The organism is Pseudomonas sp. Root569 (assembly GCF_001427465.1).
In the GTDB taxonomy this organism is placed as follows: domain Bacteria; phylum Pseudomonadota; class Gammaproteobacteria; order Pseudomonadales; family Pseudomonadaceae; genus Aquipseudomonas; species Aquipseudomonas synxantha.
Window position 1 is genome coordinate 48,423 of sequence record NZ_LMGQ01000029.1, and the last position, 15,045, is coordinate 63,467.

Genomic DNA, 15,045 nt, shown 5'->3' on the forward strand with positions numbered 1-15,045 from the left:
GACGAGATTTAAGTCATGGCAGAAGCACTCTCCGACAACCTCCCCGCCAAGACAGACGGCAAGCCGCCGCTGTTTGGCCTGTCGTTCCTGGAAAACCTCTCGGAAATGACCATGCTGCGTCAGGTAGGCCTGATGGTCGGCCTGGCGGCCAGCGTGGCGATCGGTTTTGCCGTGGTGTTGTGGTCGCAACAACCTGATTACCGCCCGCTGTACGGCAGCCTGGCGGGCATGGATTCCAAGCAGATCATGGAAACCCTCGCCGCCGCCGACATCGCCTACACCGTGGAGCCCAACTCCGGGGCGCTGCTGGTCAAGGCCGATGATGTGGCTCGTGCGCGGATGAAACTGGCTGCCGCTGGCGTGACGCCGTCCGACAGCAATATCGGTTTTGAAATCCTCGACAAGGACCAGGGCCTCGGGACCAGCCAGTTCATGGAAGCCACCCGCTACCGTCGTGGCCTGGAAGGCGAACTGGCGCGCACCATCTCCAGCCTGAATAACGTCAAGGGTGCCCGTGTGCACCTGGCGATTCCGAAAAGCTCGGTGTTCGTGCGTGACGAACGCAAGCCTAGCGCCTCGGTACTGGTGGAGCTGTTCTCCGGCCGCTCCCTGGAGCCTGGCCAGGTTCTGGCGATCGTCAACCTGGTGGCCACCAGCGTCCCCGAATTGAGCAAGTCGCAAATCACCGTGGTCGACCAGAAGGGCAACCTGCTCTCCGACATGGCGGAAAACTCGGCGCTGACCCAGGCCGGCAAGCAATTCGATTACAGCCGCCGCATGGAAAGCATGCTCACCCAGCGCGTGCACAACATCCTGCAACCGGTGCTGGGCAACGACCGCTACAAGGCGGAAGTGTCTGCCGACGTGGACTTCAGCGCCGTTGAGTCCACCTCCGAGCAGTTCAACCCTGACCAGCCGGCGCTGCGCAGCGAGCAGTCCACCAGCGAGCAGCGCACCGCCGCCAATGGCCCGCAAGGTGTGCCGGGGGCCTTGAGCAACCAGCCACCGTCGGCCGCCTCGGCACCGCAGACCACCGGTGGCGCCGCTGCCACTGCTGGCGCGATCCAGCCCGGCCAGCCGCTGCTGGATGCCAACGGCCAGCAGATCATGGACCCGGCCACCGGCCAGCCGATGCTTGCGCCATACCCGGCGGACAAGCGTAACCAGTCCACCAAGAACTTCGAACTCGACCGTTCCATCAGCCACACCAAGCAGCAACAGGGCAAGATCAATCGCCTGTCGGTGTCGGTGGTGGTCGATGACCAGGTCAAGGTCAACGCCGCTGACGGTGCTGTCACCCGTGCACCCTGGACCGCCGACGAATTGGCGCGCTTCACGCGCCTGGTGCAGGACGCCGTCGGTTTCGACGCCAGCCGTGGTGACAGCGTCAGCGTGATCAACATGCCGTTCTCCGCCGAACGCAGTGAAGTGATCGCCGACCCTGCGTTCTACACCCAGCCGTGGTTCTGGGACATCGTCAAGCAAGTGCTGGGGGTGTTGTTCATCCTGGTGCTGGTGTTCGGCGTGCTGCGCCCGGTGCTCAACAACATCACCGGTGGCAGCAAGAAACAGCTGGCCTTGGCCGGTGGCGATGTGGAGTTGGGTGGCATGGGCGGCCTGGACGGCGAGCTGGCCAACGACCGCGTCAGCCTCGGCGGCCCGCAAAGCATCCTGTTGCCAAGCCCGAGCGAAGGCTATGACGCTCAGTTGAACGCAATCAAGAGTCTGGTAGCAGAAGACCCGGGCCGTGTGGCTCAGGTCGTGAAAGAGTGGATTAACGCAGATGAATGATCGAGCCGCTGTGGCCAAGCTCTCCCGGGTCGACAAAGCCGCAGTCCTGCTGCTGTCCCTGGGTGAAACCGACGCCGCCCAAGTGCTGCGCCACATGGGCCCTAAAGAGGTCCAGCGTGTAGGCGTGGCCATGGCGCAGATGCGCAATGTGCACCGCGAGCAAGTCGAGCAGGTGATGAGTGAGTTCGTCGAGATCGTCGGCGACCAGACCAGCCTGGGCGTCGGCTCCGACAGCTACATCCGCAAGATGCTCACCTCGGCCCTGGGCGAAGACAAGGCCAACGGCCTGATCGACCGCATCCTGCTGGGTGGCAACACCAGTGGCCTGGACAGCCTCAAATGGATGGAGCCGCGTGCGGTGGCTGACGTGATCCGCTACGAGCACCCGCAGATCCAGGCGATTGTGGTGGCCTACCTGGACCCGGACCAGGCCGGTGAAGTGCTCGGCCACTTCGACCATAAAGTGCGCCTGGACATCATCCTGCGCGTGTCGTCGCTGAACACCGTGCAGCCGGCGGCGCTGAAAGAACTCAACACGATTCTCGAGAAGCAATTCTCGGGTAACTCGAATGCCTCGCGCACCACCCTGGGTGGCATCAAGCGCGCGGCCGACATCATGAACTTCCTCGACAGCTCGGTCGAAGGCCAGTTGATGGACTCGATCCGCGAGATCGACGACACCCTGTCCGGCCAGATCGAAGACCTGATGTTCGTGTTCAACAACCTTGCCGATGTCGACGACCGTGGCATCCAGGCGCTGCTGCGCGAAGTGTCCTCCGACGTGCTGGTGCTGGCCCTCAAGGGTTCGGACGAAAACGTCAAGGAGAAGATCTTCAAGAACATGTCCAAGCGGGCCTCGGAACTGTTGCGCGACGACCTGGAAGCCAAAGGCCCGGTGCGCGTCAGCGACGTGGAAACCGCCCAGAAGGAAATCCTCACCATTGCCCGCCGTATGGCCGAAGCCGGAGAAATCGTTCTCGGCGGGAAGGGCGGCGAAGAAATGATCTAAGGCGCCTCCCATGTCGAACAAAGATGAGACGCCCAGCGATCTGATTCGCGCGCGGGATGTCGGTGGGTTCGACATCTGGTCGCTGCCCAGCTTCGATCCCCATGTGCCGCAGCCTGAGCCTGAACCGGTCGTAGAAACGCCGGTGGAGATGGAAGAGGTGCCGCTGGATGAAGTCCAGCCACTGACCCTCGACGAGTTGGAGGCCATCCGCCAGGAGGCCTACAACGAAGGCTTTGCCGCGGGTGAAAAAGACGGTTTTCGCAGCACCACCCTCAAGGTCCGCCAGGAAGCCGAGGCGGCGCTGGCCACCCAGCTGGCCAGCCTGGAGCGCCTGATGGGTAACCTGTTCGACCCGATTGCCGAACAGGACACGCAGCTGGAAAAATCCATGGTCGGCCTGGTACAGCACATCACCCGCCAGGTGATCCAGCGCGAGCTGGTGCTGGATTCCAGCCAGATCGAAAGCGTGATGCGCGAAGCCCTCAAGCTGCTGCCCCTGGGTGTCGGCAATGTGCGGTTGTACATCAACCCGCAGGATTTCGAGCAGGTCAAGGCCCTGCGCGAGCGCCATGAAGAAACCTGGCGCATCGTCGAGGACGCCGCGTTGTTGCCCGGTGGTTGCCGTGTCGAGACCGAACACAGCCGCATCGATGCCACGGTGGAAACCCGCATCAGCCAGATCATGGACAAATTGCTGGACCAACTGCATGAGCAAGCACTGCACCCGGCAGAGCCAGACTTGAGCGTTGACCTGGACGCCCCCGATGCGCCTTGATCGCACCAGTTTCGCCAAGCGCCTGGGCAGCTACGCCGAGGCGACCGAGTTGCCCGGCCAGCCGATTCTCGAAGGGCGCCTGTTGCGCATGGTCGGCCTAACCCTCGAAGCTGAGGGGTTGCGCGCCGCCATGGGCAGCCGCTGCCTGGTGATCAACAGCGACAGCTACCACCCGGTGCAGGTCGAAGCTGAAGTAATGGGCTTTTCCGGCAGCAAGATTTTCCTCATGCCGGTGGGCAGCCTCGCCGGCATCGCCCCCGGCGCCCGCGTGGTGCCCCTGGCCGATACCGGCCGCCTGCCCATGGGTATGGGCATGCTCGGTCGCGTGCTCGACGGCGCCGGGCGCGCGCTGGATGGCAAGGGCGGCATGAAAGCCGAAGACTGGGTGCCCATGGACGGCCCCACCATCAACCCGCTCAAGCGCAACCCCATCAGCGTGCCGCTCGACGTGGGCATTCGCAGCATCAACGGTTTATTGACGGTCGGTCGCGGCCAGCGCCTGGGCCTGTTCGCCGGTACCGGCGTGGGTAAGTCGGTGTTGCTGGGCATGATGACGCGCTTTACCGAGGCCGACATCATTGTGGTGGGCTTGATCGGTGAGCGGGGGCGCGAAGTGAAGGAGTTCATCGAGCACAGCCTCGGTGAAGAAGGGCTCAAGCGTTCGGTGGTAGTGGCCTCGCCTGCGGACGATGCGCCGCTGATGCGCCTGCGCGCCGCCATGTACTGCACGCGCATCGCTGAATATTTTCGCGACAAGGGCAAGAATGTCCTGTTGCTGATGGACTCGCTGACGCGTTTCGCCCAGGCCCAGCGGGAAATCGCCCTGGCCATCGGTGAACCGCCCGCCACCAAGGGCTACCCGCCGTCGGTATTCGCCAAGTTGCCCAAACTGGTGGAACGCGCTGGTAATGCCGAGGCCGGCGGTGGCTCGATCACGGCGTTCTATACGGTATTGTCCGAAGGCGACGACCAGCAGGACCCGATTGCTGACTCGGCGCGGGGCGTGCTCGACGGGCATATCGTGCTGTCGCGGCGGTTGGCGGAAGAGGGGCACTACCCGGCCATCGACATCGAAGCATCTATCAGCCGGGTCATGCCGTCGGTGGTTACCCCTGAGCATATGGCCCGTGCCCAGCAGTTCAAGCAGCTGTGGTCGCGTTATCAGCAGAGCCGCGACCTGATCAGCGTCGGTGCCTATGTAGCCGGTGGCGACCGCGACACCGACCTGGCCATCGCCTTGCAACCGCAACTGGTGACCTACCTGCGCCAGGGCCTCAACGACAAGATCAGCATGGCCGAAAGCCAGGCGCATCTGCAGTCCATCTTCGCCCCCGCGCCGGGCGGCTAAGCCATGGCCAACAGCCGCGCCGCCCGCCTGGCCCCGGTGGTGGACATGGCCGAGAAGGCCGAAAAAGCCGCCGTGCAGCGCCTGGGTTATTTCCAGGGCCAGGTGCGCCTGGCGGAGAGCAAGCTGGGCGACCTGGAGCGCTTTCGCGTCGAATACCAGCAGCAATGGATCGAGCGCGGCAGCAAAGGCGTGTCGGGCCAGTGGCTGATGGGTTACCAGGGCTTTCTCAACCAGCTTGAGACGGCTGTCGGCCAACAGCGCCAAAGCCTGGCCTGGCACCAGAACAACCTCGACAAGGCCCGCGAGGCCTGGCAAGCGGCGTTTGCCCGTGTGGAAGGGTTGCGCAAGCTGGTGCAGCGTTATATCGACGAAGCGCGGGCGATTGAAGACAAGCGCGAGCAAAAGCTGCTGGATGAGCTGTCACAGCGGCTTCCCCGCCACGAACAGTTCTAACTAACGACGCAGGACAAATGTGGGAGGGGTTTGCTCTTACATTTGATTCGATGTGTTGCTTGGATCCGGTTCGCCTGCTACACCTTGTTGCACAGTGCCAACGACAAGGAAGCAGTCACATGTCAATCGAGTCAGAAGTATCCCTGGATGGGAAGAAGTTGACGATCGCAATCAAGGGCCGGTTCGATTTCGGTAGCCATCAGGCGTTTCGGGAGGCCTACGAGCGGTTCTACAAGGTGCCCGAGACCTATATTGTCGATCTCAAGGAGACCACCTATATGGACAGTTCTGCCTTGGGCATGCTTCTGCTGCTACGTGATCATGCGGGCGGAGATGACGCCGAGGTTCGTGTGCTCAACAGCAACTCCGACGTGCGCAAGATCCTCGCCATCTCCAACTTCGACAAGCTGTTCGACATCAGTTGAGCGCCCTGGCCCCTGTCCTTGAGGCGCTGACCATCCTGATCGCCGAAGACAGCGCCGCCGACCGTCTGTTGCTGTCGACCATCATCCGTCGCCAGGGCCATCAGGTGTTGACTGCCAGTAATGGTGTCGAGGCGGTTGAGGTCTTTGCCCACGAGCGCCCGCAACTGGTGTTGATGGACGCGCTGATGCCGCTGATGGATGGCTTCGAAGCCGCCCGACAGATCAAGCAATTGGCGGGGGAGGCGCTGGTGCCGATTATCTTCCTCACCTCGTTGCGTGAGAGCGAAGCCCTGGCCCAGTGCCTGGATGCCGGTGGCGACGACTTCCTGGCCAAACCCTACAACCCACTGATCCTGGCGGCGAAGATCAACGCTATGGACCGCCTGCGGCGCCTGCAGGCCACGGTCCTGCAACAGCGTGACCTGATCGCCAGGCACCACGAACACCTGCTGCATGAGCAGCGGGCGGCCAAGGCGGTGTTCGACAAGGTTGCCCATTCCGGTTGTATTAACGCCGCACCGAATATCCGCTACCTGCAATCGCCCTATGCGCTGTTCAACGGTGACTTGCTGCTGGCGGCCTACACACCGTCCGGTGACATGCACATACTGCTCGGCGATTTCACCGGCCATGGCCTGCCGGCCGCCATCGGCGCCATGCCATTGGCCGAAGTGTTCTACGGCATGACCGCCAAGGGTTATGGCTTGACCCAGACGTTGCGAGAGATGAACGCCAAGCTCAAGCGTATCCTGCCGGTGGACATGTTCTGCTGCGCCACCTTGCTGTGCCTGAGCGCCCAGCGGCGGGCGGTGGAGGTGTGGAACGGCGGCATGCCCGAAGGCTATGTGCATGAAGTCGCCACCGGCCGGCGCACGCCGTTGATATCGCGACATCTGCCCTTGGGGGTGTTGTCGGCGGAGGCGTTCGATGACAGCACCGAGGTCTGGCCCATGGCCTTGGGCGACCGGGTGTTCCTGCTCTCCGATGGCGTGCTGGATACCGCTGACGCCAACGACCAGCTGTTCGGCGCCGCCCGCTTGCAACAGGTGTTCGCGGCCAACCGCGAGCCCGACCGCCTGTTCGAGGATATCGAACAGGCCCTGGCAGCCTTTCGCGGCCAGGCGCGGGACGATGTGAGCATGGTCGAGATCACTTTGCTGTCCGCTCCGCCGCTGCGTGTGGCTGAGCCGATGTATGCCGACAGCGGCCAGTCGAGCCCGCTGGACTGGTCGGTGAGTTTCGAGTTTCGCGCCCAGACTCTCAAAAACTACAACCCGCTGCCGTACTTGCTGCAACTGCTGCTGGAGGTCCACGGCCTGCGCGAGCAGAGCGGGGCGCTCTACAGCGTGATGGCCGAGTTGTATTCCAATGCCTTGGAGCATGGCGTGCTGGGCCTGGATTCAGCGCTCAAGCGCGATGCGCAGGGTTTTGCGCAGTATTATCGTCAACGCAATGAGCGGCTGGCGCAATTGAATAGTGGCTATGTGCGCGTGCATGTACAGGTGGCGCCGACCGACCAGGGCGGCACTATGACCTTGCGGGTTGAAGACAGCGGGTCGGGTTTTGACGTAGACAAGGAATTGGCGCGGCCGGTGGACGCCGACCGTCTGTCTGGCCGGGGCTTGAGCCTGGTGCGTCAATTGAGCAGCGCCGTACGCTGGTCCGATGGCGGGCGCAGCGTCTGCGTGGAATTTTGTTGGGAGGCTCTGGCATAATCCGCCGATTCTTGATCAAGGAGCGAGCAAGTGGCTGAGATTCATTTGGACCCCGACGTGTTGTCGGGTTTGCAGGACGTCATGGAGGGTGAGTATCCCAAACTGCTCGACACCTTCCTTGATGACTCGCAAAAACGCATCGAAGCGCTGCGCAACGCGCGCGACGATGCCAAGGCATTGGGGCGGATTGCGCACAGTTTCAAGGGCAGCAGTGGCAACCTCGGGGCGGTGCGGCTGGCGCAGTTGTGTCAGCGGCTGGAGGCTGAGTCCGTCAAGCCATCATCGGATCTGGGCGAATTGGTTGACCAGATCGACCATGAGTTCGCGTTGGTCCGTCCGCTGTATGAGTCCGAACGCCAGCGCTTCAGTTTCTGAATCGTCGCGCCAAACCTGGCCCGACTCTTGCTCTAACTCCATAGACTGCATCCCCGACCTTCATGCAGTGGAGACCCTTACTTATGCCAGTCGCTCCCAATTCGCTTCTACAGGCTGCCCCCGCGGCCAAGCCTCAAGCGCCTGTCGCCACCCCGGCGGTAGCGGTTGCGGCCCCGCGTGACAAGGGTGCTGGCTTTGCTCAAGTGTTTGCCAACCAAGGTCCCAAGCCGGCGCCGAAGGCCGGCGACAGCCCAGGCAAAGTCACACGTGACAAGCCTGCTGATACCAACGCCAAACCGGCCGCCGATAGCGTCACCCCTGCCGCCAGCAAACCAGCGGTTGCCGATAGCGGCAATTCCTTGCCTGCCAAGCCGGCGGCCAAGGCCGACGACGGCGCTGGCAGCGACGGCGACAAAGCCACCGACCCGTCCCAGGCGCAACAGCCCCCGGTTGACCCGGTGGTCGATCCGGCGGTGATCGCTGCAGTGACTCCGGTGCCTGTGCCCGTGCAAGCCTCAGCTCCCGCCGTGGCCGCCGAGGACGCGGCCCTGCCCGTCGCCGTGACCGATGAAGCCAAGCCGACGGCCTTCGACCCGGAGGCTGACCCCCTGGATGCGATGCCGGCTGTGCGCCTGGCGATGGAGCAGGGCGGCCACGTGTCGGCCAGCAGCCAGGCGGCGCAGAAAACCGCGATCCAGGATCAACCGACCGCCGCGCAGAGCTTTGCCGCCGGCCTGGCCACTATGGTCGACCAGCAAGCCACCAAGGACAGCACCGACCAGGGTGGCGACAATGCTTTCAGCGGGCTGATCGATGACGGCCTAAAGGACCTCAAGAACGCCAACAGTGACACCCGCGTGGATGATTTCGCCAACCGCCTGGCCGCGCTGACCCAGGCCGCCACGCCGAAAACCGCGAATGCCTTGCCGCCGGTCAACAATGCGCCGCTGGCCATGCACCAGAGCGGCTGGACCGAAGAAGTGGTCAACCGCGTAATGTACCTCTCCAGCGCCAACCTCAAGTCGGCGGAGATCCAGTTGCAGCCGGCCGAGTTGGGGCGCCTGGATATCAAGGTCAACATGACCGCAGACCAGCAGGCCCAGGTCAGTTTCATGAGCGGCCATGCGGTGGTACGTGAAGCCCTGGAAAGCCAGTCCGGACGCTTGCGCGAAATGTTCGCCCAGCAGGGTATGGGGCAGGTGGATGTGAATGTGTCTGACCAGTCCCGTGGACAGGAGCAGCAGCAACAGCAGGCCCATACCCGTGGTATGAGCGCTGGCGGCGGGCGCAGTGGCGATAGCGGCGGCCAGGTGGATGTGGCTGAAGCCGTGGCGCCGGTGACCCAGACTGTCATCGGCTCCAGCGCCGTCGACTACTACGCCTGATTCAAGCCCTGTGAAGGTCAAAATGTGGGAGGGGGCTTGCCCCCGATAGCAGTGTGTCAGTCAACAAATCCGTTGCTGATACACCGCAATCGGGAGCAAGCCCCCTCCCACATTTGTTTTGTGGTGTTGGTTCTTCCCGTATTGCCAGACAACTCTGGCATAACACTTGCTCTTGCCTTCCCGTAGATCTATGAATCCCAGAATAGTGACGGATTATTGGCATGGCGAAGAGCGACGACGCAGCAACTCCCCCCGCAGCAGGCAAAGGCAAGCTCAAGCTGATCCTGTTGATTGTGCTGGGCTTGCTCCTGGCCATCGGTGCCTCGATTGGCGGCACCTGGTACATCATGCACAGCAGTGCAAGCAAGCCGGTGCCCGCCGCTGAAACCGCCACTAACGTCAAGCAACCGGCAATCTTCGAACAGATGCTTCCAGCGTTTGTTGCCAATTACAACGTCAACGGTCGTCAGCGCTACTTGCAGGTGAGCATCACCTTGCTGGCGCGCAACCAGGCGGACCTGGATGCCCTCAAAGTGCATATGCCGGTGATCCGTAACAATCTGGTGATGCTGTTCTCCGGGCAGGCCTTCGACAGCCTCGCCACCCCGGTCGGCCAGGAAATGCTGCGTCAGAAGGTCACTGCCAGCGTGCAGGAAGTGGCCCAGAAAGAACTCGGCAAAGTCGTGGTCGAGCAGGCGCTCTTCACTAACTTCGTATTGCAGTAGGATCACGACATGGCCGTGCAGGACCTGCTGTCCCAGGATGAAATCGACGCGCTGTTGCACGGCGTGGACGATGGTCTGGTACAGACCGAAATGTCTGCCGAACCCGGCAGCGTCAAAAGCTACGACCTGACCAGCCAGGATCGCATCGTCCGTGGACGCATGCCGACTCTGGAAATGATCAACGAACGCTTTGCTCGCTATACCCGCATCAGCATGTTCAACATGTTGCGCCGCTCGGCGGACGTGGCGGTGGGCGGCGTGCAGGTGATGAAGTTCGGTGAATACGTGCACTCGCTGTACGTGCCCACCAGCCTCAACCTGGTCAAGATCAAGCCGTTGCGCGGCACCGCACTGTTCATCCTCGACGCCAAGCTGGTGTTCAAGCTGGTGGACAACTTCTTCGGTGGCGACGGCCGCCACGCCAAGATCGAAGGGCGTGAGTTCACCCCCACCGAATTGCGTGTAGTGCGCATGGTGCTGGAACAGGCCTTCATCGACTTGAAGGAAGCCTGGCAGGCGATCATGGAAGTCAATTTCGAGTACATCAACTCGGAAGTGAACCCGGCCATGGCTAACATCGTCGGCCCCAGCGAGGCGATTGTGGTGTCGACCTTCCACATCGAGCTCGATGGCGGTGGCGGTGACCTGCACGTGACTATGCCGTACTCGATGATCGAACCGGTGCGCGAGATGCTCGACGCCGGCTTCCAGTCCGACCTCGACGACCAGGACGAGCGCTGGGTCAAGGCCCTGCGCGAAGACCTGCTGGACGTCGACGTGCCCCTGAGCGCCACCGTGGCTCGTCGCCAGTTGCGCCTGCGGGATATTTTGCACATGCAACCGGGGGACATCATCCCCGTCGAGTTGCCGGAAGAACTGATCATGCGCGCCAACGGCGTGCCGTCGTTCAAGGTCAAGCTCGGTTCCCACAAGGGCAACCTGGCGCTGCAAGTGGTTGAGCCGATCAACCGCCGCTGATGCACCCCTATTTATGAATGTTTGCTTCGCCGAGGACATGTAATGGCTACCGAACACGAAAACACTTCCGCGGAAGACCAGGCCCTGGCTGACGAGTGGGCTGCGGCCCTGGAAGAAACCGGCGATGTCGGCCAGGACGACATCGACGCGCTGCTGGCCGCCGACGCCGCCACCGCACCGGCTGGCAATCGCCTGGCGATGGAAGAATTCGGCAGCGTGCCGAAGAACAACGAGCCGGTGACCCTCGATGGCCCGAACCTGGATGTGATTCTCGACATCCCGGTGTCGATCTCCATGGAAGTGGGCAGCACCGAAATCAACATCCGCAACCTGCTGCAACTCAACCAGGGTTCGGTGATCGAGCTCGACCGCCTGGCCGGTGAGCCTCTGGACGTGCTGGTCAATGGCACCCTGATCGCCCACGGCGAGGTGGTGGTGGTCAACGAGAAGTTCGGCATTCGCCTGACGGACGTGATCAGCCCGAGCGAACGCATCAAGAAGTTGCGCTGAGATGAAGTATTCGATGGCGGGACTGTTGCTGGCGCTGCCATTGAGCGCCCTGGCGGCGGAGCCGGTTGCCCAGGCGGCTGCGGCGCCGGTGGTCGGCAGCGGTGTCGGCGGGCAATTGACCCAGCTGGTGCTGGGCCTGTTGCTGGTGGTCGGCTTGATCTTTGTGCTGGCCTGGCTGATGCGCCGCGTACAGGGTATCGGCCCGGGCAATGCCCAGGTCATCGAGCTGGTTGGCTCGCGCGCCCTCGGCCCACGGGATCGCCTGGTGCTGGTTCAGGTTGGCGAGGAGCAGATCCTGCTCGGTATCACTCCCGGCCGCATTACCCCGCTGCATGTACTCAAGACACCGGTGAACGTGGATCAATCCCAGCCGGCCACGCCAGAATTCGCCCAGCGCCTGATGGAGTTGCTGGGCAAGGATCAGAAGGATAAGAAGTAATGCGCGTTTTCTTGACGCTCATGCTGTTGCTGGCCGCGCCGATTGCCCTGGGGGCCGACCCATTGTCGATCCCGGCGATCACTCTGGGCACCAACGCGACCGGTGCCCAGGAGTATTCGGTCAGCCTGCAGATCCTGCTGATCATGACCGCGCTGAGCTTTATCCCGGCGTTTGTCATGCTGATGACCAGCTTCACGCGGATCATCATCGTCTTCTCGATCCTGCGCCAGGCCCTGGGCCTGCAGCAGACGCCGTCGAACCAGATCCTTACCGGCATGGCCTTGTTCCTGACGCTGTTCATCATGGCGCCGGTGTTCGACAAGGTAAACCAGCAAGCCCTGCAACCTTACCTCGCGGAAAAGCTCAACGCTCAGGACGCCATCGACAAGGCCCAGGGTCCGATCAAGGACTTCATGCTGTCGCAGACCCGCTCCAGCGACCTTGAGCTGTTCATGCGCCTGTCCAAGCGCACCGACATCGCCACCCCGGACCAGGCACCGCTGACTATCCTGGTGCCGGCGTTCGTCACGTCTGAATTGAAGACTGCGTTCCAGATAGGTTTCATGATCTTTATCCCGTTCCTGATCATCGACCTGGTGGTGGCGAGCGTGCTGATGGCCATGGGTATGATGATGCTGTCGCCGCTGATCATCTCGCTGCCGTTCAAGATCATGCTGTTTGTGCTGGTGGACGGCTGGGCGCTGATTATCGGCACCCTGGCCGGCAGTTTCGGAGGCGTGTGATTTGTTAGGTGAAGCAGCATGACCCCAGAAGTCGCCGTCGACCTGTTCCGTGAAGCGCTGTGGCTGACCACCATGATGGTCGCCGTGCTGGTGGTGCCGAGCCTGTTGGTAGGCCTGTTGGTGGCGATGTTCCAGGCCGCCACGCAGATCAACGAACAGACCCTGAGCTTCCTGCCGCGCCTGCTGGTGATGCTGGTCACCCTGATCGTCGCCGGCCCGTGGCTGGTGCAAACCTTCATGGAATACATCCTGCAGCTGTACGGCAGTATTCCGCAGTTGATCGGCTGACCTGATGCAGTCGTTGCTGGCCCTCACCGACACCCAGATCAGCACCTGGGTGGCCTCGTTCATCCTGCCGCTGTTTCGCGTGGCGGCGGTGCTGATGAGCATGCCGGTGTTCGGTACTACCCTGGTGCCGCAGCGTGTGCGGCTGTATTTCGCCGTGGCGATCACGGTGGTGATCGTGCCTGGCCTGCCGCCGATGCCGCCGGTCAACGCCCTGGACCTCAGTGCCTTGATGTTGATTGCCGAACAGATCCTGATCGGCGCGCTGCTGGGGTTCTCCCTGCAACTGTTCTTCCAGGCGTTCGTGATCGCCGGGCAGATCATCTCGATTCAGATGGGCATGGGCTTCGCCTCGATGGTCGACCCCACCAACGGCGTGTCCGTGGCGGTGATCGGGCAATTCCTGACCATGCTGGTGACCTTGCTGTTCCTGGCTATGAACGGCCATCTGGTGGCATTCGAAGTGCTCACCGAGAGCTTCACCACCTTGCCGGTGGGCTCGGGGCTGGTAGTCAATCATTTCTGGGAGCTGGTGGGACGCCTCAGCTGGGTGCTGGGCGCCTCGTTGTTGCTGGTGCTGCCGGCGATCACGGCGCTGTTGGTGGTCAACATTGCGTTCGGCGTGATGACCCGTGCGGCGCCTCAACTGAACATCTTCTCGATTGGTTTCCCCCTGACCCTGGTGTTGGGCATGGGGATTTTCTGGGTCGGCCTGGCTGACATTCTCAATCAGTATCAACCGCTGGCCACCGACGCCCTGCAGTTCTTACGTGATCTGGCACGGGCGCGCTGAGCCATGGCCGAGAGCGAGAGTGGTCAGGACAAGACAGAAGACCCCACGGAGAAACGTAAAAAGGACTCCAGGGAAAAGGGCGAGATTGCGCGCTCCAAAGAGCTGAATACCTTCGCCACCATGATGGCCGGCGCCGGTGCCTTGCTGATCTACGGCGGTGGCCTGGCGCTGGACCTGATGGAGCTGATGAAGCACAACTTCAGCCTGCCCCGCGAGGTGCTGCTCAGCCCCGGCGCCATGGGCCAGTATCTGCTGCACTCGGGCCAGATCGCGATCCTGGCGGTGCAACCGATCCTGATCACCCTGTTGCTCGCCGCGCTGATCGGCCCGGTGGCGCTCGGCGGCTGGTTGTTCGCCGCCGGCAGCATGGCGCCCAAATTCAGCCGCATGAACCCCGGCGCCGGGCTCAAACGCATGTTTTCCGCCAAGGCCCTGGTGGAACTGCTCAAGGCCCTGGCCAAGTTCATCCTGATTCTGTTCGTGGCCCTGGCCGTACTGTCGTCCGACATCGATGACTTGCAGCGCATCGCCCATGAGCCGCTCGAATCCGCGATCATCCATAGCGTGCAAGTGGTGGGCTGGAGTTCCCTGTGGATGGCCCTGGGGCTGATCCTCATTGCCGCCGTGGATGCACCGATCCAGCTGTGGGAAAGCCACAAGAAACTGCTGATGACCAAGCAGGAAGTGCGCGACGAACACAAGGACCAGGAAGGCCGCCCCGAGGTCAAGCAACGCATCCGCCAACTGCAGCGCGAAATGTCCCAGCGCAAGATGATGGCCTCGGTGCCCGACGCCGACGTGATCATTACCAACCCGACTCACTACGCCGTGGCCCTCAAGTACGACCCCGAGAAGGGTGGTGCGCCGATGTTGCTGGCCAAGGGCAGCGACTTTACCGCGCTGAAAATCCGCGAAATCGCCGTGGCCAACGACATCCTGTTATTGGAGTCGCCAGCATTGGCGCGCTCAATTTTCTACTCCACCGACCTCGACCAGGAAATCCCGGCCGGCTTGTACCTGGCCGTTGCCCAGGTGTTGGCCTACGTCTACCAGATCCGCCAATACCGCGCCGGCAAGGGTAAGCGCCCGGACCCGCTCAAAGACCTGCCGATCCCGCCGGATTTGCGCCGCGATTCCTGAAAACGCGCTTTTATGCCTGCCTCTGTAGGAGCGAGCTTGCTCGCGAAAAACTCAGAGTCGCTGAGTTCATCCTGTTTCCCCGCGTTATCGTTACCCACCTTCGCGAGCAAGCTCGCTCCTACAGAGGTGTGCGGTCTACCTGTCAACTTTGACAGT

Annotated in this window: 17 protein-coding genes; all 17 read left to right on the forward strand. The window is 62.3% G+C overall.

Going from position 1 to position 15,045, the window contains the following annotated elements; translation table 11 throughout:
* Positions 1-15 precede the first annotated feature (15 nt).
* The 17 genes from fliF to flhB all read left to right on the forward strand — a co-directional run bounded on the left by fliF (position 16) and on the right by flhB (position 14,889).
* Positions 16-1,791, forward strand: coding sequence for a flagellar basal-body MS-ring/collar protein FliF (fliF, locus tag ASD70_RS26910; RefSeq protein ID WP_043049681.1), 1,776 nt, complete (start codon positions 16-18; stop codon positions 1,789-1,791).
* Positions 1,784-2,800 (forward strand): flagellar motor switch protein FliG, encoded by a 1,017-nt coding sequence (gene fliG / locus ASD70_RS26915; RefSeq protein WP_003192957.1) that lies wholly within the window; start codon positions 1,784-1,786, stop codon positions 2,798-2,800. Before fliF ends, fliG begins: the two co-directional genes overlap by 8 nt.
* A gap of 10 nt (positions 2,801-2,810) precedes the next feature.
* Entirely contained in the window at positions 2,811-3,575 is a 765-nt protein-coding gene (gene fliH, locus ASD70_RS26920; protein ID WP_046071790.1) for a flagellar assembly protein FliH, read from the forward strand.
* Positions 3,565-4,923, forward strand: coding sequence for a flagellar protein export ATPase FliI (gene fliI, locus ASD70_RS26925; RefSeq protein WP_046071791.1), 1,359 nt, complete (start codon positions 3,565-3,567; stop codon positions 4,921-4,923). The genes fliH and fliI overlap by 11 nt, the downstream gene beginning before the upstream one ends.
* Before the next feature lie 3 nt (positions 4,924-4,926).
* Entirely contained in the window at positions 4,927-5,376 is a 450-nt protein-coding gene (gene fliJ / locus ASD70_RS26930; RefSeq protein WP_043049684.1) for a flagellar export protein FliJ, read from the forward strand.
* Between the two features lie 119 nt (positions 5,377-5,495).
* Entirely contained in the window at positions 5,496-5,801 is a 306-nt protein-coding gene (locus ASD70_RS26935; protein ID WP_046071792.1) for an STAS domain-containing protein, read from the forward strand.
* Positions 5,798-7,516, forward strand: a complete 1,719-nt coding sequence (locus ASD70_RS26940) for an ATP-binding SpoIIE family protein phosphatase (RefSeq protein WP_046071793.1) — start codon at positions 5,798-5,800, stop codon at positions 7,514-7,516. The genes ASD70_RS26935 and ASD70_RS26940 overlap by 4 nt, the downstream gene beginning before the upstream one ends.
* 30 nt (positions 7,517-7,546) lie before the next feature.
* Positions 7,547-7,891: an Hpt domain-containing protein gene (locus ASD70_RS26945; RefSeq protein WP_056847921.1), complete on the forward strand. Its 345-nt coding sequence runs from the start codon at positions 7,547-7,549 to the stop codon at positions 7,889-7,891.
* Positions 7,892-7,974: 83 nt separating this feature from the next.
* A complete protein-coding gene (locus ASD70_RS26950) occupies positions 7,975-9,276 on the forward strand; it encodes a flagellar hook-length control protein FliK (protein ID WP_056847922.1) in 1,302 nt (433 codons plus the stop codon).
* Between the two features lie 221 nt (positions 9,277-9,497).
* Complete coding sequence (gene fliL / locus ASD70_RS26955; RefSeq protein WP_043049689.1) at positions 9,498-10,001, forward strand: flagellar basal body-associated protein FliL; 504 nt, start codon at positions 9,498-9,500, stop codon at positions 9,999-10,001.
* Between the two features lie 9 nt (positions 10,002-10,010).
* Complete coding sequence (gene fliM / locus ASD70_RS26960) at positions 10,011-10,979, forward strand: flagellar motor switch protein FliM (RefSeq protein ID WP_046071796.1); 969 nt, start codon at positions 10,011-10,013, stop codon at positions 10,977-10,979.
* Between the two features lie 42 nt (positions 10,980-11,021).
* Positions 11,022-11,489 (forward strand): flagellar motor switch protein FliN, encoded by a 468-nt coding sequence (gene fliN, locus ASD70_RS26965; RefSeq protein WP_043049691.1) that lies wholly within the window; start codon positions 11,022-11,024, stop codon positions 11,487-11,489.
* 1 nt (position 11,490) lies between these two features.
* A complete protein-coding gene (gene fliO / locus ASD70_RS26970; RefSeq protein WP_046071797.1) occupies positions 11,491-11,928 on the forward strand; it encodes a flagellar biosynthetic protein FliO in 438 nt (145 codons plus the stop codon).
* Complete coding sequence (gene fliP / locus ASD70_RS26975; RefSeq protein WP_046071798.1) at positions 11,928-12,671, forward strand: flagellar type III secretion system pore protein FliP; 744 nt, start codon at positions 11,928-11,930, stop codon at positions 12,669-12,671. Before fliO ends, fliP begins: the two co-directional genes overlap by 1 nt.
* Before the next feature lie 18 nt (positions 12,672-12,689).
* Positions 12,690-12,959, forward strand: a complete 270-nt coding sequence (fliQ, locus tag ASD70_RS26980; protein WP_003175300.1) for a flagellar biosynthesis protein FliQ — start codon at positions 12,690-12,692, stop codon at positions 12,957-12,959.
* Between the two features lie 4 nt (positions 12,960-12,963).
* Positions 12,964-13,749: a flagellar biosynthetic protein FliR gene (gene fliR, locus ASD70_RS26985; RefSeq protein ID WP_046071799.1), complete on the forward strand. Its 786-nt coding sequence runs from the start codon at positions 12,964-12,966 to the stop codon at positions 13,747-13,749.
* Between the two features lie 3 nt (positions 13,750-13,752).
* Positions 13,753-14,889, forward strand: a complete 1,137-nt coding sequence (flhB, locus tag ASD70_RS26990; protein WP_043049695.1) for a flagellar biosynthesis protein FlhB — start codon at positions 13,753-13,755, stop codon at positions 14,887-14,889.
* Positions 14,890-15,045: the final 156 nt, after the last annotated feature.

What these genes read in the sequence shown, in the direction of transcription:
- fliG (WP_003192957.1), top strand. Translation starts at nt 1,784, where the DNA reads ATGAATGATCGAGCCGCTGTGGCCAAGCTCTCCCGGGTCGACAAAGCC.
- fliR (WP_046071799.1), top strand. Translation starts at nt 12,964, where the DNA reads ATGCAGTCGTTGCTGGCCCTCACCGACACCCAGATCAGCACCTGGGTG.
- fliJ (WP_043049684.1), top strand. Translation starts at nt 4,927, where the DNA reads ATGGCCAACAGCCGCGCCGCCCGCCTGGCCCCGGTGGTGGACATGGCC.
- fliH (WP_046071790.1), top strand. Translation starts at nt 2,811, where the DNA reads ATGTCGAACAAAGATGAGACGCCCAGCGATCTGATTCGCGCGCGGGAT.
- fliF (WP_043049681.1), top strand. Translation starts at nt 16, where the DNA reads ATGGCAGAAGCACTCTCCGACAACCTCCCCGCCAAGACAGACGGCAAG.
- fliL (WP_043049689.1), top strand. Translation starts at nt 9,498, where the DNA reads ATGGCGAAGAGCGACGACGCAGCAACTCCCCCCGCAGCAGGCAAAGGC.
- fliQ (WP_003175300.1), top strand. Translation starts at nt 12,690, where the DNA reads ATGACCCCAGAAGTCGCCGTCGACCTGTTCCGTGAAGCGCTGTGGCTG.
- fliI (WP_046071791.1), top strand. Translation starts at nt 3,565, where the DNA reads ATGCGCCTTGATCGCACCAGTTTCGCCAAGCGCCTGGGCAGCTACGCC.
- fliM (WP_046071796.1), top strand. Translation starts at nt 10,011, where the DNA reads ATGGCCGTGCAGGACCTGCTGTCCCAGGATGAAATCGACGCGCTGTTG.
- fliO (WP_046071797.1), top strand. Translation starts at nt 11,491, where the DNA reads ATGAAGTATTCGATGGCGGGACTGTTGCTGGCGCTGCCATTGAGCGCC.
- ASD70_RS26950 (WP_056847922.1), top strand. Translation starts at nt 7,975, where the DNA reads ATGCCAGTCGCTCCCAATTCGCTTCTACAGGCTGCCCCCGCGGCCAAG.
- fliP (WP_046071798.1), top strand. Translation starts at nt 11,928, where the DNA reads ATGCGCGTTTTCTTGACGCTCATGCTGTTGCTGGCCGCGCCGATTGCC.
- flhB (WP_043049695.1), top strand. Translation starts at nt 13,753, where the DNA reads ATGGCCGAGAGCGAGAGTGGTCAGGACAAGACAGAAGACCCCACGGAG.
- ASD70_RS26935 (WP_046071792.1), top strand. Translation starts at nt 5,496, where the DNA reads ATGTCAATCGAGTCAGAAGTATCCCTGGATGGGAAGAAGTTGACGATC.
- fliN (WP_043049691.1), top strand. Translation starts at nt 11,022, where the DNA reads ATGGCTACCGAACACGAAAACACTTCCGCGGAAGACCAGGCCCTGGCT.